The sequence below is a fragment of the Aquabacterium sp. NJ1 genome, from assembly GCF_000768065.1.
Taxonomy (GTDB): domain Bacteria; phylum Pseudomonadota; class Gammaproteobacteria; order Burkholderiales; family Burkholderiaceae_C; genus Aquabacterium.
Window position 1 is genome coordinate 311,138 of sequence record NZ_JRKM01000001.1, and the last position, 21,387, is coordinate 332,524.

Genomic DNA, 21,387 nt, shown 5'->3' on the forward strand with positions numbered 1-21,387 from the left:
AGGCCGCGCCTATCAGCGCTGACGGAACATCGTGCGGGCGATGATGTTGAGCACCAGCACCCCGGCAGTGATCAGGAACACGCCAGCCCAGGCCAGCTTCTGCCAGTTTTCATACGGGCTCATCGCGAACTTGAAAATCGTCACGGGCAAGCTGGCCATCGGGTGGCCCAGGTCTGCCGACCAGAACTGGTTCGACAAGGCCGTGAACAACAAGGGTGCCGTCTCACCGGAGATACGAGCCACAGCCAGCAAAATGCCGGTGATCACCCCGGCACGCGCCGACTTCAAGGTGATCGTCAGGATCACGCGCCACTTGGGTGTCCCCAGTGCATAAGCGGCTTCACGCAAGGCATTGGGCACCAGCGACAGCATGTTCTCGGTGGTGCGGATCACCACCGGCACCACGATCAAGGCCAACGCCAGCACACCCGCCCAACCCGAGAAGGTATGCATGCGCGCCACCACCATCGAGTAGATGAACAAGCCCACCACGATGGACGGCGCCGACAGCAGGATGTCGTTGATGAAACGCGTGACACTGCCCAGCCAGCCCTTCTGGCCGTATTCCGCCAGGTAGATGCCGGCCATGATGCCCACCGGCGTGCCGATGGCCGTGGCCAGCCCCACCATCATCAGCGAGCCCATGATGGCGTTGGCCAGGCCGCCGGCTTCCTGAGGCGGCGGCGTCATCTGTGTGAAAGTGGCCAGCGTCAGGCCATCCACACCCAGGCGAACCGTCTCGATCAGGATCCAGACCAGCCAGACCAGGCCAAAGGCCATGGCCAGCAGTGACATGGCCAGCGCGATGAAATTGGTGCGTTTGCGCCCGGCGTGGCGGCGTGCTCGAATGGCTTGCAATTCGGCGCTCATGCTCGCGCTCCTTCAGACTTCTTCAAACGGGCCAGCAAGACCTTCGAGAAGGCCAGCACCACAAAGGTGATGAAGAACAGGATCAGGCCCAGGTAGACCAGCGAGGCCTGGTGCAGGCCTTCACCCGCTTCGGCAAACTCGTTGGCCAGGGCCGAGGTGATGCTGTTGGCCGCCTCGAAGACAGACAGCGAATTGAGCTGGTTCATGTTGCCGATCACGAAGGTCACGGCCATGGTCTCGCCCAGCGCGCGCCCCAGGCCCAGCATGATGCCGCCCACCACACCGGTCTTGGTGTAAGGCAACACGACCTTCCAGACCACCTCCCAGGTGGTCGAACCCAGGCCGTAGGCCGATTCCTTGAGCAGCGGCGGCGTCACCTCGAACACGTCACGCATCACCGACGCAATGAAAGGGATGATCATGATGGCCAGGATGATGCCGGCAGACAGGATGCCAATGCCCACCGGGGGGCCGCTGAACAGGGCACCGATATAAGGCAGGCCTTGCGAGGCGTTCTGCAGGGGCTGCTGCACATACGTGGCCAGCAGCGGCCCGAACACCAGCAAGCCCCACATGCCATACACGATGGAAGGCACGGCGGCCAGCAACTCGACTGCGATACCGAGCGGGCGCTTCAACCAGGAGGGCGACAACTCGGTCAGGAACATGGCGATGCCAAAGCTCACCGGCACGGCGATCAACAGCGCGATGATCGATGTCATCAAGGTGCCGTAGATCATGACCAGGCCACCGAACTGCTCTTGAACCGGATCCCACTCCGTGCGCCACAGGAAGCTGATGCCGTAGGCCTTGATGGCCGGCCAGGCGCCCACGATCAGCGAGCCGATGATGCCCACCAGCAAAGCCAGGGTCAAAACAGCTGCCGCGCGAGCGAGCATGGCAAAGGCGGTATCGGCCCACGGGGTGGCCACGCGTCGAGCAGGTGGGTTGGTCATAGGTCGGCCCTTGACGCCGCGAGAAGGGGGAACATCGGCGTCATCAATGTCAGCAGGAAGAATGGCAGTCATCGAAAGCCTCCGTCAGCGAGGAACATCGGGGTCATGTACGACGGGCACAACTGAAACAAAAGGCCGGACACCGTTCAAACCAGCGCCCGGCACACAGAGAACATCAATTCAAGGCGATCACTTGTACGAAACAGCCTTGCCAGCCGTGTCGGCAATGCCAGCCCACTGCTTGCGGACCAGATCCTTGACCGATGCGGGCAGCGGCACGTACTCCAGGTCCGAAGCCGTCTTGTCGCCATTGACATAGGCCCATTCGAAGAACTTCAGGGTGCTGGCTGCCTGGGCAGGCTTGTCTTGCGACTTGTGCATCAGGATGAAGGTGGCGCCGCTCAGAGGCCAGGCATTCTTGTCGACCTGGTTGGTCAGCACCTGGTAGAAGGACTTGTTCCACTCGGCGGACGCAGCTGCAGCCTTGAACGTGGCGTCATCCGGCTCCACGAAGTTGCCAGCGGCGTTCTTCAGCGCCACGTGCGACATCTTGTTCTGCTTGGCGTAGGCGTACTCCACATAGCCGATCGAGTTGGGCAGGCGCTGCACGAAGGCCGACACGCCCTCGTTGCCCTTGCCACCCGCGCCCGTAGGCCAGTTCACGGCGGTGCCTTCACCCACTTTGGCCTTCCACTCGGCGTTCACCTTGGACAGGTAGTTCGTGAAGATGAAGCTGGTGCCCGAACCATCAGCGCGGCGAACCGGTGCGATGGCGGCGTCAGGCAGCGCCACGCCGGGGTTGAGCGCAACCAGGGCGGGGTCATTCCACTTGGTGATCTTGCCCAGGTAGATGTTGCCCAGCACTTCGCCGGTCATCTTCAGCTGGCCTGGGGCGATGCCCTTGATGTTCACCACCGGCACAACACCACCGATCACGGTGGGGAACTGCATCAGGCCGTCCTTGGCCAGTTCGTCGTCCTTCAAGGGCATGTCGGAAGCACCGAAGTCAACCGTCTTGGCCTTGATCTGCTTGATACCAGCGCCAGAACCCACCGACTGGTAGTTGATGCGCACATTGGTGGCGGCATTGAAAGCCGAGGCCCACTTGGCGTACAGCGGCGCAGGGAAAGTCGCGCCGGCGCCAGTGACGTCCTCGGCAAAAACAGTACCGGACACCAGAGCCAGGGCCACAGCCGCGGCGGTGCGAATCATCTTGAAGCTCATGTCTACGCCTTTCTTGTCATGTGACAGACAAATTTCTATGGGGCGGACTTTAGAGCGCGATTGTGACGCGTATGTGACAGCAAATTCCAGCCTTGTCACAAAAAGACAGTCCGGACGGCGCACCATTTCCGTGACAACGTCGTCACGACTTCGTCACGCAAACGTCATGTGACAAACCTATCGTGCCAGCACGCTCCTCGGATTCTGCTGGAGCCCATACCTCGTACGGAGACCGCATATGACCCCTCGCCGCCCCCACCTCCTGCTGCTGAGCAGCCTGCTTGCCCTCACCTTGTCTTTTGCGGGTTGCGCCAACACCAACGCCGTTGCCAAGCCGGCCAACGTGCTCGCGGCTGCCAGCGCCAATCCGGAACTGAGCACTTTCAGCAAACTGATTCAGCAAGCCGGGCTGCAGGACACACTGCAGGGCAACGGCCCCGTCACCGTGTTTGCGCCGTCTGACGAGGCCTTCAAGGCCCTGCCGGCTGCCACGCTGGACAAGCTGGCCAAGGACCCTGCCCGGCTCAAGGCCGTCCTGGGCTACCACGTGGTGCCAGGCCTGGTGAAGTCGAGTGACATCGACAGCGCCCAACCCCTGACCACCTCGACCGGCGCCAAGATGAATGTGGCCAAGGCCGGCGACTTCGTGACCGCGGACGATGGCCTGGTCACCAAGGCCGACCTGCCTGCGAGCAATGGCGTCATCCACGTGATCGACCGTGTGCTGACCCCGCCCAAGAAATAAGCCACGTCAGACGTGAAAAAGCCGGATGGAGTAGCCGGCTTTTTCATTTTCGGTGTCGACCTGCAGGATCAGGCCTTGACCGCATCCGCCAGTGCTTGTGCGCACTGGTCAGCCAGGGCACGGTCCTCGGCCTCCACCATCACACGCAGGAGCGGCTCGGTGCCGGAGGGGCGAATCAACACCCGCCCGCGACCATTGAGTTGCGCCAGCACCGTTTTCTGGGTGTCGGCCAATGTGGCGCTGGCGCGCCAGTCCTGCCCGGGCGTCAAGCGCACATTGATCAGCCGCTGCGGGAACAGGTTAACCCCTTCCAGCCATTGATCCAGCCGCTTGCCGCTGCGCGCCACGGCCTGCAGCACCTGCAGCGCACTCACGATGCCGTCGCCGGTGGTGTGCCGATCCAGTGCGATCAGGTGGCCAGAACCCTCGCCACCAAGCTGCCAGCCGCGGCAAACCAGCTCTTCCAGCACATAGCGGTCGCCCACCTTGGCACGCACGAAATCCACGCCCCGGTTTTGCAGCGCCAGCTCGACCGCCATATTGGTCATGAGCGTGCCCACCGCACCCGGAACAACTTCGCCCTGGTCGATCCGGTCAGCCACCATGACATACAGCAGTTCGTCGCCGTTGTAGAGGCGCCCTTGCGCGTCCACCAACTGCAGCCGGTCTGCATCGCCATCCAGCGCGATGCCGTAATGCGCACCGTGCTCGGCCACAGCCTTGATCAAGGCCTCAGGATGTGTAGCGCCCACACCTTCGTTGATGTTCACCCCGGTGGGCGAACAGCCGATCGAAATCACCTCGGCGCCCAACTCGTGGAACACCTCCGGCGCGACCTGGTAGCCCGCCCCATGAGCGGCATCGATCACCAGCTTCAGGCCCTTGAGCGACAGGTTGGAAGAAAACGTGCCCTTGCAGAACTCGATGTAGCGGCCGCGCGCATCGTTGAGCCGCCTGGCCCTGCCCAGATTGGGTGAGTCAACCCAGCTTGGCGCGTCATTGAGTGCAGCCTCGACCGCCAGCTCCCACTCGTCGGGCAACTTTTCGCCCTTGGCCGAGAAGAACTTGATGCCGTTGTCGGCAAACGGGTTGTGCGAGGCGCTGATGACCACGCCCAGGTTCAGACGAAGGGCCCGGGTCAGGTAAGCCACACCCGGCGTCGGCAACGGCCCGGTCAACAGCACGTCCACGCCCGCCGAGGCGAACCCCGCCTCCAGCGCAGACTCCAGCATGTAGCCGGAAATGCGGGTGTCCTTGCCGATCAGGACGGTGGGACGCTGCTCGGTGCGACGCAGCACCTGCCCCACGGCATGCCCCAGGCGCAAGACGAAGTCCGGCGTGATCGGTGCCTGCCCCACCGTGCCACGGATGCCATCGGTTCCAAAATATTGACGAGCCATGTTGTTCTGAAAATAGATAGCGCTTTACCCGAAGGCGCATTGTGCGCCCACAAGTGTTGTTTCAGTTTGATAAATTCGCAGCCACCCAGACCTTCAAGGCGTCTGATGTCGCCGCCACATCGTGCACCCGCACAATGCGAGCCCCCCTGCTGATCGACGCCAGCGCAGCGGCCACACTGGCCACCAGACGCTCCTCGACTGGCCGCCCCGTGATGTGCCCCAAGGTCGACTTTCGAGACCACCCGAGCAGCAAGGGGCGCCCCAGATCCAGCAGCGCTTCCTGACGTTGTAACAACTCGATATTGTGCGCTGGCGTCTTGCCGAAACCGATACCCGGATCAAGGGTGATCCGAGCAGAATGAACGCCCTGGGCGAGCAGCGCATCCAGCCGCTGCGCCAGATAGGCCTTGACCTCGGACACCACATCCGGATAGCTCGGCCGGTTCTGCATCGTGGCAGGGTCTCCCTGCATGTGCATCAGGCAGACACCGCAGCGCGCATGCGACGCCACCACAGCCTCGGCACCTGGCGCCTCCAGCGCACGGATGTCGTTGATGATGTCCACACCCGCATCCAGCGCACGGCGCATGACTTCGGTTTTGCAGGTGTCCACCGACACCGGCACCCCCAGCGTCACGGCAGCCTTGAGCACCGCCTCCAGACGAGCCCATTCTTCTTCGGGGCTGAGCGTGGGCGCCCCCGGGCGGCTGGATTCACCGCCGATGTCGAGGATGTCGGCCCCCTCTCGCACCAGGCGCTCGCATTGCCGGAGGGCGTCCTTGGCGCTGAGGTATTGCCCACCATCTGAAAAGGAGTCGGGGGTGACATTGACAATGCCCATGATCCTGGGGCGACTCAGGTCGATGTCAAAGCGGGTGGTCTGCCAGATCGTCATGTTCAAGAAGGCTTTCAGATCGCGCTCTGCGCCAGCGCCTGCGCCATGAAAAACGGGGCCGAAGCCCCGTGTGGTTTGATGCCTGGGTCTGAGGTCAGACGGCAGCCGGCGCGCCATCAGTGCTCATCGGGGGCTTGTTGCCACCGCTGGGGCGGTTGCTGGGAGGCGTCCAGTCCTTGGGCGGGCGAGGCTCACGGCCTTCCATGATGTCGTTGATCTGGTCTGCATCGATGGTTTCCCATTCCAGCAAGGCCTTCGCCATGGCGTGCATCTTGTCCTGGTTGTCCTCGATGAGCTTGCGCGCAATGGCGTACTGTTCGTCGATGATCTTGCGGATCTGCTTGTCGACCTTCTGCATGGTCTCTTCAGACATGTTGTTGGTCTTGGTGATCGAGCGACCCAGGAAGACTTCGCCTTCGTTGTCGGCATAGACCATGGGGCCCAACTCGTCGGTCATGCCGTAGCGGGTCACCATGTCGCGGGCGATGGCTGTGGCACGCTCGAAGTCATTCGATGCCCCGGTGGTCATCTGGTCCATGAAGACCTCTTCGGCGATACGGCCACCAAACAGCACCGAGATGGTGTCCAGCATGCGGGTCTTGTCCATGCTGTAGCGGTCACCTTCAGGCAACTGCATGGTCACACCCAGCGCACGGCCGCGCGGGATGATGGTGACCTTGTGCACAGGGTCGGTCTTGGGCAGCAGGCGCGCCACCAGTGCGTGACCCGCCTCGTGATACGCCGTGTTCTTGCGCTCTTCCTCGGGCATGATCATGGACTTGCGCTCGGGGCCCATCATGATCTTGTCCTTGGCCTTCTCGAAGTCCTGCATCTCGACCACGCGGCCATTGCGGCGTGCGGCAAACAAGGCAGCTTCGTTGACCAGGTTGGCCAGATCGGCACCAGAGAAACCGGGGGTACCACGCGCCAGGATGTCGGCACGGACGTCCTGCCCCACCGGCACCTTGCGAATGTGCACGTTCAGGATTTGCTCGCGGCCACGCACATCAGGCAGGGTCACGTAGACCTGACGGTCGAAACGGCCGGGACGCAGCAGGGCCGGGTCCAGGATGTCAGGGCGGTTGGTCGCGGCGATCACGATCACACCCGCGTTGGTGTCGAAGCCGTCCATCTCGACCAGCATCTGGTTGAGGGTCTGCTCGCGTTCGTCGTTACCACCACCCAGGCCTGCACCACGGTGGCGACCCACGGCGTCGATTTCGTCCACGAAGATGATGCAAGGCGCATTCTTCTTGGCTTGCTCGAACATGTCACGGACACGGGCCGCACCCACACCCACGAACATTTCAACGAAGTCAGAGCCGGAGATTGTGAAGAACGGCACCTTGGCTTCACCCGCAATGGACTTGGCCAGCAAGGTTTTACCGGTACCGGGAGGGCCAACCATCAACACGCCACGGGGAATGCGGCCGCCGAGTTTCTGGAATTTCTGAGGGTCACGCAGGAAGTCGACCAGTTCCTTGACTTCTTCCTTGGCCTCGTCACAACCCGCCACGTCAGCAAAGGTGACGTTGTTGTTGTTCTCGTCGAGCATGCGGGCTTTGCTCTTGCCGAAGCTGAACGCCCCGCCTTTGCCGCCGCCCTGCATCTGCCGCATGAAGTAAATCCACACGCCGACCAGCAGCAGCATCGGGCCCCAGGACACCAGCAGGCTCATGAGCAGCGAGGGCTCTTCGCGGGGCTTGACGTCGAACTTCACACCGTTGTTGATCAGGTCGCCCACCAGACCGCGGTCCAAGTAGGTGGCCGTGCTGCGGATGCGCTTGTCATCCGTGGTGGTGGCGATGATTTCGGTGCCGCCGCCGCCCTCTTGCAGGGTGACGCTCTTGATGCGTTTGGCACGCACTTCCTCGAGGAAGTCTGAGTAGCCGATCTGGCTACCACCTGTGCTGGCACGGTCGAACTGCTTGAACACGGTGAACAACACCAGCGCCACAACAAGCCAGACTGCGATCTTCGAGAACCATTGATTGTTCACCGCGGCTCCTTCATCCCATTCACACCTGCCCCGGCTGACGCTGTATGCATCAACCCACCGCGGCAGGTTTCAAAAATCACGCTCAAACCCATCAGACTGAATAAGCCAAACGCAATCTTCGCGGTACATGGGGATGATTCTAGAACAGTCAAGAGAGACCCTGCAGAAATCAAGCCCCTGTGAAACACCTGTTTTCGGCACTTAAAAGACGGCCATCAACAAAATTCATCGGGATTTGAGCCCGATGCCCACCAGGAAAGTCTCGGCCGACTTGTCCCGAGAGGCCTTGGGCTTGATGGGCTTGACCACGCGGAAATGCTCGCGGAACAACTCGACCAGCTGGCTATAGCCGCTGCCGTGAAACACCTTGCAGACCAGTGCCCCGTCCTTTTTGAGGTGATTTTGTGCGAAATCGATGGCAAGTTCGATCAAATGCTCAATACGTGCGCTATCTGTTACCCCGATGCCGCTCAAATTGGGCGCCATATCCGAGATGACGACGTCAACCTGGCGCTCGCCCACGGCCTCACGCAACTGCGCCAGCACCGCGTCTTCGCGGAAGTCACCCTGGATGAACTGTACGCCGTCAACCGGCTCGAAATCCAGCAAGTCCAGCGCGATGATGGTGCCGTTGAGCTGGCCGGTTGCCGCGCCACCAGCGCCGGCGTCCTTGGGGGCAAACTTGCGGCGCACGTACTGGCTCCAGGCGCCGGGCGAAGCTCCCAGGTCGACCACCAACTGGCCTGGCTTGATCAGGCTCAGGGCTTCGTCGATTTCCTTGAGCTTGTAAGCGGCACGCGAGCGATACCCCTCTTTCCCGGCCAATTTGACGTAAGTGTCATGGACATGGTCATGCAACCATGCTTTGTTCACTTTTTTGCTTTTCGTTTGGACTTTCATGGCTCGATAATAGAGGGATGCCTGCTATTCAATTGACAACTGCCGAGCGCAAAGCCTATCGGGCTGATGCGCACCACCTGGACCCCGTCGTGATGATCGGCGGCGACGGGCTCACCCCCGCCGTGCTGAAAGAAGCCGATGCCGCCTTGAAGGCCCACGGCCTGATCAAGGTGCGCGTGCTGGGTGATGACCGCGCTGCCCGCGAAGCCATCTACACCCAGATGTGCGACCAACTGGACGCCGCCCCGATCCAGCATATCGGCAAACTGCTGGTGCTGTGGCGCCCGATTCCTGAAAAAGCCTCCGCCGAGCCCAAGGATGACCGGATGCCTGGCCCGCGTGAGGTCAAGATCCTGAAGTTCTCCAAGAGTGGCCTGCGCCGCCCGGAAGTGAAGAAGGTTCAGGTCATGGGCAACCAGCGCGTGACCGCTGGCGGCCTGATCAAGCGCGCCAAGAAGCGCGTGACCAGCAAAAAGCCCGCCTGAGTCAGGCCCGGTTGGCTGTCAGCCGCCAGGCCAGGCAGCCAACCATCACGGCGCGCACCCAGTACAGCGCCGACGAAATCCCGTGCAAGGCCCCGAAGGACAGCGCCACCGGCTGGCCCGCCTTGGCGGCCTCGATCATCGGGTGCAGCACGAACTCGCCGAAGATCGCCAGGAACAGCGCCCCCAGGATGAGCAGCAGATTGCCGGTCATCACCGTGGTCGTCTGCCCTGATTCAGCCAGATCACGCACACGACGGCGCTCGATCATGAAGGACACGATGGCCAGCGCCAGCGTGAGCTTGGCTTCCAGCGTGAACATGCGGCCCGCCACCTTGCCGGCCAGATCGCGCTCCAGCACCAGGAAGGCGGCCGGGGCACCCAAGCCGCCCACCGCCACGGTGATACCAGTCCAGACAGCTGCCAGCCAGGCCTGAAAACGCAAGAGCTTCATGGCGTACTGAGCAGGCTGATTATTCGTAGCGGACTTCGATGATCTCGTAGTCACGGGCGCCACCTGGGGCCTGCACCGTGGCGACATCACCGGCTTCCTTGCCGATCAGCGCTCGCGCGATGGGCGAACCGATGGAGATCTTGCCTTCCTTGAGGTCGGCCTCGTCATCACCCACGATCTGGTAGGTCACCACATCGCCCGTGGCTTCGATTTCCATTTCGACCGTGGCACCGAACACCACGCGGCCGCCAGCGTCCAGCGACGAAGGATCAATGATCTGCGCGGCGGACAGCTTGCCTTCGATTTCCTGGATGCGGCCTTCGATGAAGCCTTGCTTGTCCTTGGCGGCGTCGTACTCGGCGTTTTCAGAGAGGTCACCCTGGGCGCGGGCTTCGGCAATGGCCAGCACCACGGCAGGACGCTCGACGTGCTTGAGGCGATGCAGTTCTTCCTTGAGCTTCTCGGCGCCGCGCTTGGTAAGGGGAATGGTCGACATAGTGCGTGTCTCTCTTGAATCGAATCGGTGCCCTGCTCTTCACAACACGAACAGGGCCTCACAAAAGAATGGAGCCGCGACCTTGACCATCTGTTGACGGTGCCGGGCGCGGCCCTCTTGCTTGTCTGGACTCCGCGAGGCTGGACGGCCCCGACGGAGCTCGCAGTTTAGTGCAGTTTGGCGTGCAACTCTTGCAGCGAATACACCACCAGATCGTCCTGGTGCTTCATGGCCTCCACGGCGGCTTCGCAACCGGCCATGGTGGTGTAGTAGGTGATCCGGTTGGCCAGGGCGGCCTGACGGATGCTGCGCGAATCGGCAATGGCGGTGCGGGTTTCGTCCACGGTCGTGAAGACCAGCTGGATTTCACCGGCCTTGATCGCATCGCTGATGTGCGGACGACCGTCCTTGACCTTGTTCACCGGCTTGACCGGCACGCCGGCCGCAGCGATGGCCGCAGCGGTGCCCTTGGTGGCCACCACGTTGAAGCCCAGCGAGACCAGGTCCTTGGCCACGGCCACGGCACGCGCCTTGTCACCATCCTTGACCGAGATGCACACGGTGCCCTTGGTCGGCAGGCGCGAACCGGCACCCAGCTGGCTCTTGAGCATGGCTTCACCGAAGGTGACACCCACGCCCATGACTTCACCGGTCGAACGCATTTCAGGGCCGAGGACGGGGTCCACACCCGGGAACTTGTTGAACGGGAAGACGGCTTCCTTGACGGTGAAGTAAGGCGGCACGACTTCGCGAGGCGCCTTGCCATCCGGCGACTTCTGCGTGTTCAGCTTCTGGCCGGCCATGCAGCGCGCGGCAATCTTGGCCAGCGGCTGGCCGGTTGCCTTGGACACATAAGGCACGGTGCGCGAAGCGCGTGGGTTCACTTCCAGCACATAGACCGTGGCGTCGTTCAGACCCTTGGTCACGTCGCCCTGGATGGCGAACTGCACGTTCATCAGGCCGACCACGTTCAGGGCCTTGGCCATCAGTGCGGTCTGGCGACGCAGCTCTTCCTGCAAGGGTTGCGACAGCGTGTACGGAGGCAGCGAACAGGCCGAGTCACCGGAGTGCACGCCAGCTTGTTCGATGTGCTCCATGATGCCGCCGATCATCACGTCGGTGCCGTCGGAGATGCAGTCCACGTCCACTTCAACCGCGTCATTCAGGAAGCGGTCCAGCAACACAGGCGACTTGTCAGACACACGGACGGCTTCGCGCATGTAGCGCTCCAGATCCTTGTCGCCATGCACGATTTCCATCGCGCGGCCACCCAGCACGTAAGAAGGACGCACCACCAGCGGGTAGCCGATCTCTTGTGCCAGTTGCAGTGCGGCTTCTTCGGTACGAGCCGTGCGGTTGGGCGGCTGCTTCAAGCCCAGCTTGTGCAGCAGAGCCTGGAAGCGCTCGCGGTCTTCGGCGATGTCGATGCTGTCAGGCGAGGTGCCGATGATGGGCACGCCGTTGGCTTCGAGGTCGAGCGCCAACTTCAATGGCGTCTGACCGCCGTACTGCACGATCACGCCAACCGGCTTTTCCTTGTCCACGATTTCCAGCACGTCTTCCAGCGTCACGGGCTCGAAGTACAGGCGGTCGGAGGTGTCGTAGTCGGTGGAAACTGTCTCGGGGTTGCAGTTGACCATGATGGTCTCGTAACCATCTTCGCGCATGGCCAGTGCAGCGTGCACACAGCAGTAGTCGAATTCGATACCTTGACCGATGCGGTTCGGGCCACCGCCCAGCACCATGATCTTCTTCTTGTCGGTTGGCTCGGCTTCGCACTCGCCGCCCAGCGTCTCGTAGCACGAGTACATGTAGGCGGTTTGCGTCGAGAACTCGGCAGCGCAGGTGTCCACGCGTTTGTAGACCGGGCGCACATTCATGGCGTGACGAGCGCGACGCACGTCGTGCTGGTTGGTGCCCATCAGCTTGGCCAGACGGCGATCCGAGAAGCCCTTTTGCTTCAGGTAGCGCATCTCTTCAGCGCTCAGGGTCTCCAGCTTGCGGGCCTTGACGTCGGCTTCGGTCTTGACGATGTCTTCGATCTGAGCGAGGAACCAGGGATCCACCTTGGTTTCTTCAAAGACCTCTTCCAGGCTCATGCCCAGGCGGAAGGCATCACCCAGGAACAGGATGCGCTCCGGGCCGGCATTGCCGATTTCTTCCAGCACTTCCTCGCGGTCGTTGCTGCGTTCGGTCAGGCCATCGATGCCGGTTTCCAGGCCACGCAGGGCCTTCTGGAAGGACTCCGGGAAGGTACGGCCCATGGCCATCACTTCGCCCACGGACTTCATCTGCGTGGTCAGGCGGCTGTCAGCCTGAGGGAACTTCTCGAAAGCGAAACGCGGGATCTTGGTGACCACGTAGTCGATAGAAGGCTCGAACGAAGCGGGGGTAGCGCCGCCGGTGATGTCGTTCTTCAGCTCGTCGAGCGTGTAGCCGACCGACAGCTTGGCTGCGATCTTGGCGATCGGGAAGCCCGTGGCCTTGGAGGCCAGCGCCGACGAACGCGACACGCGGGGGTTCATCTCGATCACGACCATGCGGCCGTCAACCGGGTTGATCGAGAACTGCACGTTGGAGCCGCCGGTTTCCACGCCGATTTCGCGCAGGATGGCGATGGAGGCGTTGCGCAGCAACTGGTATTCGCGGTCGGTCAGGGTCTGAGCCGGGGCCACGGTGATGGAGTCACCGGTGTGGATACCCATGGGGTCCAGGTTCTCGATCGAGCACACGATGATGCAGTTGTCCGCCTTGTCGCGAACCACTTCCATCTCGTACTCTTTCCAGCCGATGAGCGACTCTTCGATCAGCAGTTCGTTGGTAGGCGACAGGTCGATACCACGCTTGCAGATCTCTTCGAACTCTTCGGGGTTGTAGGCAATGCCACCACCGGTGCCACCCAGCGTGAAGCTGGGGCGGATCACCATCGGGAAGCCGGAGCCACCGATTTCGGCCTGGATGCGTTTCTGCACCGCCCAGGCTTCTTCCAGCGTGTGGGCGATGCCAGACTTGGCCGAGCCCAGGCCGATGGAGGTCATCGCGTCCTTGAACTTGAGACGGTCTTCGGCCTTCTCGATCGCGTGCTCGTTGGCACCGATCATCTCGACCTTGTACTTGTCCAGCACGCCGTGCTTGTGCAGGTCCAGCGCGCAGTTCAGCGCGGTCTGGCCGCCCATGGTCGGCAGGATCGCGTCAGGGCGTTCCTTGGCGATGATGCGCTCAACCACCTGCCAGGTGATGGGCTCGATGTAGGTGACGTCGGCCGTATTCGGGTCCGTCATGATGGTCGCAGGGTTGCTGTTGACCAGGATGACCTTGTAACCCTCTTCACGCAAGGCCTTGCAGGCCTGGGCGCCGGAGTAGTCGAATTCGCAGGCCTGACCGATGATGATCGGGCCGGCGCCGATGATGAGGATGCTTTTAATGTCTGTGCGCTTAGGCATTTCGTGTCTCCTGCCGAGCCGCCTCAAAGGAGGCACGCTCCCCCTTGGGGGGCTGCGAAGCGGCAAAGCCGCAAGCTTGGGGGCTAATCATTTTTTCTCCATCAGCGCAGTGAAACGATCGAACAGGTAGCTGATGTCATGCGGTCCAGGCGAAGCTTCCGGGTGACCCTGGAAGCAGAAAGCGGGCTTGTCGGTACGGGCCAGGCCTTGCAGCGTGCCGTCGAACAGGGAGATGTGCGTGGCGCGCAGATTGGCGGGCAGCGTCTTCTCGTCCACAGCGAAACCGTGGTTCTGGCTGGTGATGCTGACGCGACCAGTGTCCAGGTCCTTCACGGGGTGGTTGCCGCCGTGGTGGCCGAACTTCATCTTGAAGGTCTTGGCGCCCGAAGCCAGCGCCATGATCTGGTGACCCAGGCAGATGCCGAAAGTCGGGATGCCGGTTTCGATCAGTTCCTTGGCTGCGGCAATGGCGTAGTCACAAGGCTCCGGATCCCCAGGGCCGTTGGACAGGAAGATGCCATCAGGCTTGTACTTGAGCACTTCGGCAGCGGGCGTCTTGGCAGGCACCACGGTGACCTTGCAGCCGCGCTCGGCCAGCATGCGCAGGATGTTGCGCTTGACGCCAAAGTCATAGGCCACCACGTGGAATTTCGGGGCGGTCTGCTTGCCGAAACCGGGCTTGCCACCCAGCTCCTTGTTGGCCAGCTTCCATTCGGTTTCGGCCCACTGGCCGACATCGGCGCGGGTCACGACCTGGGCCAGATCCAGGCCGGCCATGCTGGGCGCAGCCTTGGCCTTGGCAATCGCATCGGCGATCACGGCATCGGTCACGGCCTGACCAAGCTGCAGGGCCACGATGGCACCGTTCTGGGCGCCCTTGGTGCGCAGCAGTCGGGTCAGCTTGCGGGTGTCGATGTTGGCGATGCCGACGGTGCCTTGTGCTTGCAGGTATTGCGACAGCGTCTGGGTCTGACGGAAGTTGGAAGTGCGGATGGGCAGATCCTTGATGATCAGACCAGCGGCATGGACTTTCGAGGCTTCGACGTCTTCACCGTTGACACCGTAGTTGCCGATGTGCGGATACGTCAGCGTGACGATCTGGCGGCAATAGCTCGGGTCGGTGAGGATTTCTTGGTAGCCGGTGAGCGAGGTGTTGAACACCACTTCGCCGACAGTGTGACCGGCAGCGCCGATCGAAGTGCCTAGAAAGACCGTGCCGTCTGCGAGGGCCAGAAGAGCTTGGGGCAGTACGGGCAGCACGGGTTCATTCTCCGTTTGTTGTGCGCGCCCAGCTCTGCCCTCGTCTGACCTGCTTGACGCGTGCAAGCGTCGTACGGGCGTGACAAGTTCGAGTCCAGTAAAGGAACCGATTGGGGTTTCGCTAGGCGGGGGGGTGGTTGCGGGTAAACCTTAGGAGTATAACCGATCCTGTCACCGTCAAGTCATCATCCCCCGCAACCACGCACCCGCATCAGTGAGGATTCCATGAAAGGCGACCCCAAAGTCATCGAGCACCTCAATGCTCAATTGAAGAACGAGCTGTCCGCCACGAACCAGTATTTCCTGCACTACCGCATGCTGAAACACTGGGGCTTCGACAAGCTGGCGAAGAAGGAGTACGAAGAATCCATCGGCGAGATGAAGCACGCGGACAAGCTGATGGAGCGCATCTTCATGCTGGACGGGCTGCCCAATCTGCAGGACCTGGGCAAGATCATGATCGGCGAGGATGTGCCGGAGATCCTGGCCTGCGACCTCAAGCTGGAAAGTGGCGCCCAGGGCACCATCAAGGACGGCATAGCCTACTGCGAGTCGGTGCGCGATTTCGTGTCACGCGACCTGCTGCAAGCCATTCTGGACGACACCGAAGAGCACATCGACTTCCTGGAGACCCAGATCGAACTGGTCGACAAGGTGGGCCTGCCCAACTACCTGCAGTCCATGATGGGTGAAGTCAGCAGCTGAACAATGCCCCCACCGGGCACCTGATCAAGCGATTGCATACGAATCATTCTCATTTAGAATGATGCCATTGCTTCTTCTCTTGCCTGGTGGTGAACATGATCGTCTGTGTCTGCAACCGCGTGTCTGACCGCGACATCAAGCGCCTGGCCGCGGCTGGCTGCGATTCTTTCGAAGACCTGCAGATGGAAACCGGCGTCGCGACCTGCTGCGGTCGCTGCGAAACCTGTGCGCGCGAAACGCTGGCGGGCGCCTGCGCGGACGAGGCTACCCGCCAGGCTGCCCGCGTCATCCCGCTCACCTCCGCCCCCGTCATCCCCGCCTGATTCAGCGGCCGAGACAAATTCACGCCCTGAACAAGTTCATCGTCAAACGTTTCAAGGTGTGAGAACCGCGCCCTTTCAAGGCGTGTTTCGAGCCTCAAGGGCCCTCAAGCCTGCGCCCCAAGCAGCCGATACCAAGGACGAACCGCTGGTCAAAGCGGAATCCTTGAGGGCGACATGGCTTCATTCTTCTTCTCGAACGACGACGCAGCAGCGCCCGCTGAGCAATCAGCGGATCAAACTCAAGCACGCCCCGCGCTGACTTCGGTCAAATGCGGCCCGACATCTGTGGATGATTCTTTTGTTCACAGCGAAGGCACGCCTTCGGGCCTGGGCCACCGTCGTGCCCAAGTGGTACCCCCTTCTCTTTTCTCGCGCAGCCGCCCGGTATGGAAAGCCTGGCTTTCCGGCTTCTGGTGCTGGCTGTGGGACATGGACGAACTGCCTCGTACCCCCGCGCCGGCCACCGGTTTGCGCAAGGTGAAATCGGAGTTCAACTCCGCGATGTGGGATCTGCAATCCATGCGCGCCAACCAGGTCCGCAGCCTGGTCGAACAAGCCCGCTCGCTGCGCGAACTGTGGCACCTGCGCGCGGACGTCTTCCGCGTGATCTCGGTCCACCGTGGCCAGATCGAGGCCCAGTTGCGCCTGGACGCACTGGACAGCCATTTCCCGGTGCGCTCGTCGAACCGCGAAGAACAACGCCACGGTAAAGTCACGTCCTGGTGAACACAAATCTTGCCCTCACTGGGCAGGTTTGTTGTCAGCCGTAGCAAAATGACGGGCTGGACTGCCGACAGCCCCATGAACATCATCATTTTGGACGACTACCAAGACGCCGTCCGCAAATTGCAGTGCGCCTCCAAGCTTGATGGCTTGGCCGCCAAGGTCTTCACCAACACGGTCAAAGGCACAGGGCAACTCGCCGTGCGCTTGCGCGATGCCGAAGCCCTGGTGCTGATACGCGAGCGCACGCACTTCCCCAGGTCCTTGCTGGAAAAGCTGCCCAAGTTGCGGCTGATCTGCCAGACCGGCCCGGTAGGGTCTCACATTGACCTGGAAGCCTGCACGCAGCGCGGCATTGCCGTGGCCGAAGGGCTGGGCTCGCCGTATGCACCTGCCGAGCTGACCTGGGCCCTGGTGATGGCCGCCATGCGCCGGCTGCCTCAATACATCGGCAACCTCAAACATGGTGCGTGGCAACAGTCGGGGCTCAAGTCTGCGTCGATGCCCGTGAACTTCGGGCTGGGCATGCTGCTGCGTGGCAAGACGCTGGGCGTGTGGGGCTATGGGCGGGTTGGCCAACTGGTGGCCGGTTATGGCAAGGCCTTTGGCATGCACGTGACCGTGTGGGGCAGCGAGGCCTCGCGGGCCAAGGCCAAGGCAGATGGCTGCATCCCTGCACCGACACGCGAAGCCTTCTTCGAGGCCTGCGATGTGCTGAGCCTGCACCTGCGCCTGACGGATGACACGCGTGGCCTGATCACGCTGGACGACCTCAGCCGCATGAAGCCCACGGCCCTGCTGGTGAACACCTCGCGTGCCGAGTTGCTGCAAGACGGCGCCCTGGTGGCCGCACTCAACCGTGGCCGCCCAGGCCTGGCGGCGGTGGACGTGTTTGAGAGCGAGCCCATCCTGCAGGGGCACCCGCTGCTTCGGCTGGAAAACGCCGTGTGCACACCGCACATTGGCTTTGTGGAGCAAGACAACTACGAGCAGTTGTTCAGCACGGCGTTCGACAACCTGCTGAACTTCATGGCTGGCACACCGACGAACATCGTCAACCCAGAGGCCTTGAAGGTTCACCACTGAGGCCGGGCTTACTTGGAACTCGAACGCGCCCTTTCCCGCCAGAGCATGAACGCAGCGCGATGGGCGCTGCTGGCGGGCAATTTCGTGATTGGCTGCGGTGTGATGGTCGTGGGCGGCACGCTCAATGACCTGACCCGCTCGCTCGGCATCAGTGTGACGCAAGGCGGGCACCTGATCGCCATTGCCGCCGTGATGATGGGCGTGGGTGCACCGCTGCTGGCCGCAGCCGTGGCCCACATTGACCGCCGCAAGCTGCTGACATGGGCGATGGTCTGGTATGCGCTGGGCCACGCGCTGTGTGCCTTGGCGCCCAATTACGAGTGGCTGTGGCCTGTAAGGGCCTTGACCGTGCTGTCAGCGGCCGTTTTCACCCCGCAGGCCGCGGCGACCATGGGCTTCATGAGCACCCCGGCGCACCGCGGCAGACACATCACATTCGTGTTCATGGGCTGGTCCATTGCCTCTGTGGCGGGCATGCCGATGGCCGCGTGGATTGGCGAGCGCATGGGGTGGCGGCTTGCCATGATGCTGGTGGCAGTGGGCGGCCTGTTTGCAGCCTGGATGGTGCACAAAAGCCTGCCGGCGGGTATTCGGCCGCCAGCCCTGTCGATGCGGGCGTGGCGCAAGGTGTTTCGCTCGCCCCTGCTGATGGCCGTGGTGCTGGTAACGGCCTGCCAGAGTGCGGGCCAGTTCACGGTGCTGGCCTACGCCGCCCCACTGTACAAACATGAGTTTGGTGCCAGCCCGGAGCAGATCAGCCTGATGTTTGCGTGGTTCGGCTCGCTCGCGCTGGCCGGCAACCTGGTGCTCAACCGCGTGGTGGACTCCATGGGTGCGGCGCCAGCTGTGACGATCACGCTGAGCATGATGGCGCTCAGTTTGCTGGCCTGGCCGCTGGGCCACACCCTGCCCTTGCTGGCGCTGGTGCTGGTGCCATGGGCCTTGAGTGGCTTTGCCAGCAACTCGGGCCAGCAGGCGCGCCTGGGTGGACTCTCACCACGCCTGGCCCCTGCCTTGATGGCGCTGAACACCTCAGCCATCTATTTGGGCCATGCCGTGGGGGCATCAGGTGGCGGCTGGGTGTTGACACACCATGGTTATGGGCAGTTGCATTGGCTGGGCCTGGCCCTGATGATCGTGGCGTGGGCCCTCAGCTGGTGGGCACAGAAAATGGCCCACCCCCGAAGCGCCTTCGGCGCTCCCCCTCAAGGGGGCGACGCCAGCAGACCGGCGTAGCCGGATCTGCGGCGTCTGCTGGAGACGATCACGCCAGGCGTTGACGGCGCGCCTCGTACAGGCACACACCGCTGGCCACGGACACATTGAGACTGGAAACGCCGCCCATCATCGGGATGCTGACCAGCTCATCGCAGTGCTTGCGCGTCAGCTGGCGCATGCCTGAGCCCTCGGCGCCCAGCACCAGGGCCACCGGCCCCTTGAAGTCCCGGCCTTCGTACAGGCTGTGCGGCGCATCGTCCGAGGTGCCGATGATCCAGATGTCGCGCTCCTTGAGCTCGGTCAGCGTGCGCGCCAGATTGGTCACCATGAAATAAGGCACCGTTTCGGCCGCACCACTGGCCACCTTGGCCACCGTGGCGTTGATGCCCACGGCGTGGTCCTTGGGTGCGATCACCGCGTGTGCACCGGCACCGTCGGCCACACGCAGGCAGGCGCCCAGGTTGTGCGGGTCGGTCACACCATCAAGCACCAGCAACAGCGCGGGCTCGGTCAAGGCGTCCAGCAGGTCATCCAGGGAGTTGCTCTGCTGGATGGCCTCCACCCGCGCCACCACGCCCTGGTGGCGATGCGTGCCGGCCAGTTTCTGCAGCTTGTCGTCATCGCTGTCGATGACACGCAGGCCCGCCTCTTCGGCTTTGGCCAGAAACTGTTTCATGCGTTGATCACGCCGGGTGGCGTCAACGTGCAGTTCGCGGATGGACTTGGGCGCCACCTTCAGGCGCACGGAGACGGCATGGAAGCCAAATAGCAGTTTGAGACTCATGCCGGCATCCTAACCGCTGATGTCGTGGATGATCTCGCCGGCACTGATCCGGATCTGGCTGTGGCAGCGCTGCGCGATGTGGGTATCGTGCGTCACCAGGATCAGGGTGGTGCCGTTTTCGCGATTGAGTTCGAACATGAGGTCCATGATGGCCTGCCCGGTGGCGTGATCCAGGCTGCCCGTGGGTTCGTCGGCCATCAGGATGTCCGGGTGCATGACAAACGCACGCGCCAGGGCAACGCGCTGCTGCTCACCGCCAGACAAGAGCGTGGGCTTGTGGCGCAGGCGCGCACCCAGCCCGACACGCTCCAGCATGGCCGTGGCCTTGCGCCGCGCTTCACGGTCACCGCGCAACTCCAGGGGCAGCATGACGTTCTCCAGCGCGCTGAGGTGCGCGATAAGCTGGAAGCTCTGGAAGACAAAGCCGACATGCGTGGCACGGTGCGCGGCACGTTCGTCTTCGCTCAGGTCAAACAAGCTGCGCCCGCACATCAACACCTGCCCGCCCGTGGGCGTATCCAGGCCCGCCAGCAGGGACAGCAAGGTGCTTTTACCCGAGCCTGATGCACCGACGATGGCCAAGGACTCCCCTGCAGGCACGGTCAGCGAGATATTGTGCAAAATGGTCAGGGGCCCGCTGGCGTCCTCCACCACCTTGTTGAGGTCGTGCACCACGATGGCGGGTGCGGGCAATGGAGTCGGGCTGGATGCAGTGGGCGTCATGTGCGCGATCAATGGAAGGCTTCGGCTCGAAAGATGAATCAGACCAAGTTGGACTTTAAGCGACGCGCGTTGATCCTGGCGGCCACGGGGTTGTTGGCCACCACGACCAGTTTGCAAGCCAAGGCCCGCGCCTGCACCATCCTGGTCATGGGCGACAGCCTGTCGGCGGAGTATGGCTTGCCTCGGGGAACGGGCTGGGTCAACCTGCTGCAAGCACGGCTGAAGGACAAGGGCCTGGCGGGCGAGGTCATCAACGCCAGCATCAGCGGCGAAACCACGTCGGGCGGGCGAACGCGCCTGGCTCCCCTGTTGCAGCAGCACAAGCCCACACATGTGGTGATCGAACTGGGTGCCAACGACGCGCTGCGGGGCTTGTCGCTCAAGAGCAGCCGGGGCAACCTGCTCGCCATGATCCAGGCCAGCCAGCAAGCCGGTGCGCAAGTCGTGCTGGTGGGCATGATGGTGCCGCCCAACTATGGCAAGCGCTACACCGATGATTTCGCGGCCATGTTCGGGCAACTGGCCAAGGAAAAGCACACCGCGCTGGTGCCCTTCCTGCTCAAGGGCATCGCCGACCGGCCGGATGCCCGTGACTGGTTCCAGGCGGACGGCATCCACCCCTTGCCCAAGGGCCACCCGATCATGCTGGATCAGGTTTGGGCTGCCCTGCAGCCTCTGCTGTGAGACAGCGGCGATAACGC

21 protein-coding genes are annotated in these 21,387 nt (G+C 62.5%); 8 read left to right on the plus strand and 13 right to left on the minus strand.

The features are described from left to right. Positions 1-12 precede the first annotated feature (12 nt). The 3 genes from pstA to pstS form a co-directional block, all read right to left on the minus strand. Entirely contained in the window at positions 13-870 is an 858-nt protein-coding gene (gene pstA / locus JY96_RS01325; RefSeq protein ID WP_035034294.1) for a phosphate ABC transporter permease PstA, read from the minus strand. Continuing rightward, a complete protein-coding gene (gene pstC / locus JY96_RS01330; protein WP_035034296.1) occupies positions 867-1,826 on the minus strand; it encodes a phosphate ABC transporter permease PstC in 960 nt (319 codons plus the stop codon). Before pstC ends, pstA begins: the two co-directional genes overlap by 4 nt. Before the next feature lie 189 nt (positions 1,827-2,015). After that, positions 2,016-3,038 carry a phosphate ABC transporter substrate-binding protein PstS gene (gene pstS, locus JY96_RS01335; protein ID WP_235334009.1) on the minus strand — a complete coding sequence of 341 codons (1,023 nt, stop codon included), beginning with the start codon at positions 3,036-3,038 and terminating at the stop codon, positions 2,016-2,018. Positions 3,039-3,288: 250 nt separating this feature from the next. On the opposite strand from pstS, the gene JY96_RS01340 reads away from it, so the two are divergent. Continuing rightward, the gene (locus JY96_RS01340; protein ID WP_035034300.1) at positions 3,289-3,795 is read left to right on the plus strand and encodes a fasciclin domain-containing protein; all 507 of its coding nucleotides are present in this window, start codon (positions 3,289-3,291) and stop codon (positions 3,793-3,795) included. A 68-nt stretch (positions 3,796-3,863) separates the two neighbouring features. On the opposite strand, the gene glmM is transcribed toward JY96_RS01340, so the two are convergent. From glmM to JY96_RS01360, 4 genes are all read right to left on the minus strand, one after another. After that, positions 3,864-5,195, minus strand: coding sequence for a phosphoglucosamine mutase (gene glmM / locus JY96_RS01345; RefSeq protein WP_035034303.1), 1,332 nt, complete (start codon positions 5,193-5,195; stop codon positions 3,864-3,866). Between the two features lie 61 nt (positions 5,196-5,256). Then, positions 5,257-6,090, minus strand: coding sequence for a dihydropteroate synthase (gene folP / locus JY96_RS01350; RefSeq protein ID WP_035034308.1), 834 nt, complete (start codon positions 6,088-6,090; stop codon positions 5,257-5,259). Between the two features lie 94 nt (positions 6,091-6,184). Beyond that, complete coding sequence (ftsH, locus tag JY96_RS01355) at positions 6,185-8,089, minus strand: ATP-dependent zinc metalloprotease FtsH (RefSeq protein ID WP_035034310.1); 1,905 nt, start codon at positions 8,087-8,089, stop codon at positions 6,185-6,187. 225 nt (positions 8,090-8,314) lie between these two features. Next, complete coding sequence (locus JY96_RS01360) at positions 8,315-8,989, minus strand: RlmE family RNA methyltransferase (protein WP_035034313.1); 675 nt, start codon at positions 8,987-8,989, stop codon at positions 8,315-8,317. Between the two features lie 17 nt (positions 8,990-9,006). On the opposite strand from JY96_RS01360, the gene JY96_RS01365 reads away from it, so the two are divergent. Further along, positions 9,007-9,474: a YhbY family RNA-binding protein gene (locus tag JY96_RS01365; RefSeq protein ID WP_035034315.1), complete on the plus strand. Its 468-nt coding sequence runs from the start codon at positions 9,007-9,009 to the stop codon at positions 9,472-9,474. 1 nt (position 9,475) lies between these two features. Here the strand turns inward: JY96_RS01365 and JY96_RS01370 are convergent, their stop codons facing one another. From JY96_RS01370 to carA, 4 genes are all read right to left on the minus strand, one after another. After that, on the minus strand, positions 9,476-9,925 hold the full coding sequence (locus JY96_RS01370) for a DUF4149 domain-containing protein (protein WP_035034316.1): 450 nt from the start codon (positions 9,923-9,925) through the stop codon (positions 9,476-9,478). Positions 9,926-9,944: 19 nt separating this feature from the next. Further along, positions 9,945-10,421, minus strand: coding sequence for a transcription elongation factor GreA (gene greA, locus JY96_RS01375; protein ID WP_035034318.1), 477 nt, complete (start codon positions 10,419-10,421; stop codon positions 9,945-9,947). 167 nt (positions 10,422-10,588) lie between these two features. After that, the gene (gene carB / locus JY96_RS01380) at positions 10,589-13,864 is read right to left on the minus strand and encodes a carbamoyl-phosphate synthase large subunit (RefSeq protein ID WP_035034319.1); all 3,276 of its coding nucleotides are present in this window, start codon (positions 13,862-13,864) and stop codon (positions 10,589-10,591) included. A gap of 87 nt (positions 13,865-13,951) precedes the next feature. Beyond that, positions 13,952-15,124: a glutamine-hydrolyzing carbamoyl-phosphate synthase small subunit gene (gene carA / locus JY96_RS01385; RefSeq protein WP_035034322.1), complete on the minus strand. Its 1,173-nt coding sequence runs from the start codon at positions 15,122-15,124 to the stop codon at positions 13,952-13,954. A gap of 225 nt (positions 15,125-15,349) precedes the next feature. Between carA and bfr the strand changes: the two genes are divergently transcribed. From bfr to JY96_RS01410, 5 genes are all read left to right on the plus strand, one after another. Continuing rightward, a complete protein-coding gene (gene bfr / locus JY96_RS01390; RefSeq protein WP_035034325.1) occupies positions 15,350-15,829 on the plus strand; it encodes a bacterioferritin in 480 nt (159 codons plus the stop codon). A 95-nt stretch (positions 15,830-15,924) separates the two neighbouring features. Then, entirely contained in the window at positions 15,925-16,152 is a 228-nt protein-coding gene (locus JY96_RS01395; protein WP_035040704.1) for a bacterioferritin-associated ferredoxin, read from the plus strand. A 174-nt stretch (positions 16,153-16,326) separates the two neighbouring features. After that, on the plus strand, positions 16,327-16,878 hold the full coding sequence (locus tag JY96_RS23050) for a hypothetical protein (RefSeq protein ID WP_152606328.1): 552 nt from the start codon (positions 16,327-16,329) through the stop codon (positions 16,876-16,878). 75 nt (positions 16,879-16,953) lie between these two features. Continuing rightward, positions 16,954-17,961, plus strand: a complete 1,008-nt coding sequence (locus tag JY96_RS01405) for a D-2-hydroxyacid dehydrogenase family protein (RefSeq protein WP_035040706.1) — start codon at positions 16,954-16,956, stop codon at positions 17,959-17,961. A 45-nt stretch (positions 17,962-18,006) separates the two neighbouring features. After that, a complete protein-coding gene (locus JY96_RS01410; RefSeq protein WP_052162855.1) occupies positions 18,007-19,197 on the plus strand; it encodes an MFS transporter in 1,191 nt (396 codons plus the stop codon). A 28-nt stretch (positions 19,198-19,225) separates the two neighbouring features. Here the strand turns inward: JY96_RS01410 and rlmB are convergent, their stop codons facing one another. Next, a complete protein-coding gene (gene rlmB / locus JY96_RS01415) occupies positions 19,226-19,963 on the minus strand; it encodes a 23S rRNA (guanosine(2251)-2'-O)-methyltransferase RlmB (RefSeq protein WP_035034327.1) in 738 nt (245 codons plus the stop codon). 9 nt (positions 19,964-19,972) lie between these two features. Next, positions 19,973-20,686 carry an ABC transporter ATP-binding protein gene (locus tag JY96_RS01420; RefSeq protein ID WP_052162856.1) on the minus strand — a complete coding sequence of 238 codons (714 nt, stop codon included), beginning with the start codon at positions 20,684-20,686 and terminating at the stop codon, positions 19,973-19,975. Between the two features lie 33 nt (positions 20,687-20,719). Between JY96_RS01420 and JY96_RS01425 the strand changes: the two genes are divergently transcribed. Further along, positions 20,720-21,370: an arylesterase gene (locus JY96_RS01425; protein ID WP_035034331.1), complete on the plus strand. Its 651-nt coding sequence runs from the start codon at positions 20,720-20,722 to the stop codon at positions 21,368-21,370. Positions 21,371-21,387 lie beyond the last annotated feature (17 nt).

What these genes read in the sequence shown, in the direction of transcription:
- pstA (WP_035034294.1), bottom strand. Translation starts at nt 870, where the DNA reads ATGAGCGCCGAATTGCAAGCCATTCGAGCACGCCGCCACGCCGGGCGC.
- pstC (WP_035034296.1), bottom strand. Translation starts at nt 1,826, where the DNA reads ATGACCAACCCACCTGCTCGACGCGTGGCCACCCCGTGGGCCGATACC.
- pstS (WP_235334009.1), bottom strand. Translation starts at nt 3,038, where the DNA reads ATGATTCGCACCGCCGCGGCTGTGGCCCTGGCTCTGGTGTCCGGTACT.
- JY96_RS01340 (WP_035034300.1), top strand. Translation starts at nt 3,289, where the DNA reads ATGACCCCTCGCCGCCCCCACCTCCTGCTGCTGAGCAGCCTGCTTGCC.
- glmM (WP_035034303.1), bottom strand. Translation starts at nt 5,195, where the DNA reads ATGGCTCGTCAATATTTTGGAACCGATGGCATCCGTGGCACGGTGGGG.
- folP (WP_035034308.1), bottom strand. Translation starts at nt 6,090, where the DNA reads ATGACGATCTGGCAGACCACCCGCTTTGACATCGACCTGAGTCGCCCC.
- JY96_RS01360 (WP_035034313.1), bottom strand. Translation starts at nt 8,989, where the DNA reads ATGAAAGTCCAAACGAAAAGCAAAAAAGTGAACAAAGCATGGTTGCAT.
- JY96_RS01365 (WP_035034315.1), top strand. Translation starts at nt 9,007, where the DNA reads ATGCCTGCTATTCAATTGACAACTGCCGAGCGCAAAGCCTATCGGGCT.
- JY96_RS01370 (WP_035034316.1), bottom strand. Translation starts at nt 9,925, where the DNA reads ATGAAGCTCTTGCGTTTTCAGGCCTGGCTGGCAGCTGTCTGGACTGGT.
- greA (WP_035034318.1), bottom strand. Translation starts at nt 10,421, where the DNA reads ATGTCGACCATTCCCCTTACCAAGCGCGGCGCCGAGAAGCTCAAGGAA.
- carB (WP_035034319.1), bottom strand. Translation starts at nt 13,864, where the DNA reads ATGCCTAAGCGCACAGACATTAAAAGCATCCTCATCATCGGCGCCGGC.
- bfr (WP_035034325.1), top strand. Translation starts at nt 15,350, where the DNA reads ATGAAAGGCGACCCCAAAGTCATCGAGCACCTCAATGCTCAATTGAAG.
- JY96_RS01395 (WP_035040704.1), top strand. Translation starts at nt 15,925, where the DNA reads ATGATCGTCTGTGTCTGCAACCGCGTGTCTGACCGCGACATCAAGCGC.
- JY96_RS23050 (WP_152606328.1), top strand. Translation starts at nt 16,327, where the DNA reads ATGGCTTCATTCTTCTTCTCGAACGACGACGCAGCAGCGCCCGCTGAG.
- JY96_RS01405 (WP_035040706.1), top strand. Translation starts at nt 16,954, where the DNA reads ATGAACATCATCATTTTGGACGACTACCAAGACGCCGTCCGCAAATTG.
- JY96_RS01410 (WP_052162855.1), top strand. Translation starts at nt 18,007, where the DNA reads ATGAACGCAGCGCGATGGGCGCTGCTGGCGGGCAATTTCGTGATTGGC.
- rlmB (WP_035034327.1), bottom strand. Translation starts at nt 19,963, where the DNA reads ATGAGTCTCAAACTGCTATTTGGCTTCCATGCCGTCTCCGTGCGCCTG.
- JY96_RS01420 (WP_052162856.1), bottom strand. Translation starts at nt 20,686, where the DNA reads ATGACGCCCACTGCATCCAGCCCGACTCCATTGCCCGCACCCGCCATC.
- JY96_RS01425 (WP_035034331.1), top strand. Translation starts at nt 20,720, where the DNA reads ATGAATCAGACCAAGTTGGACTTTAAGCGACGCGCGTTGATCCTGGCG.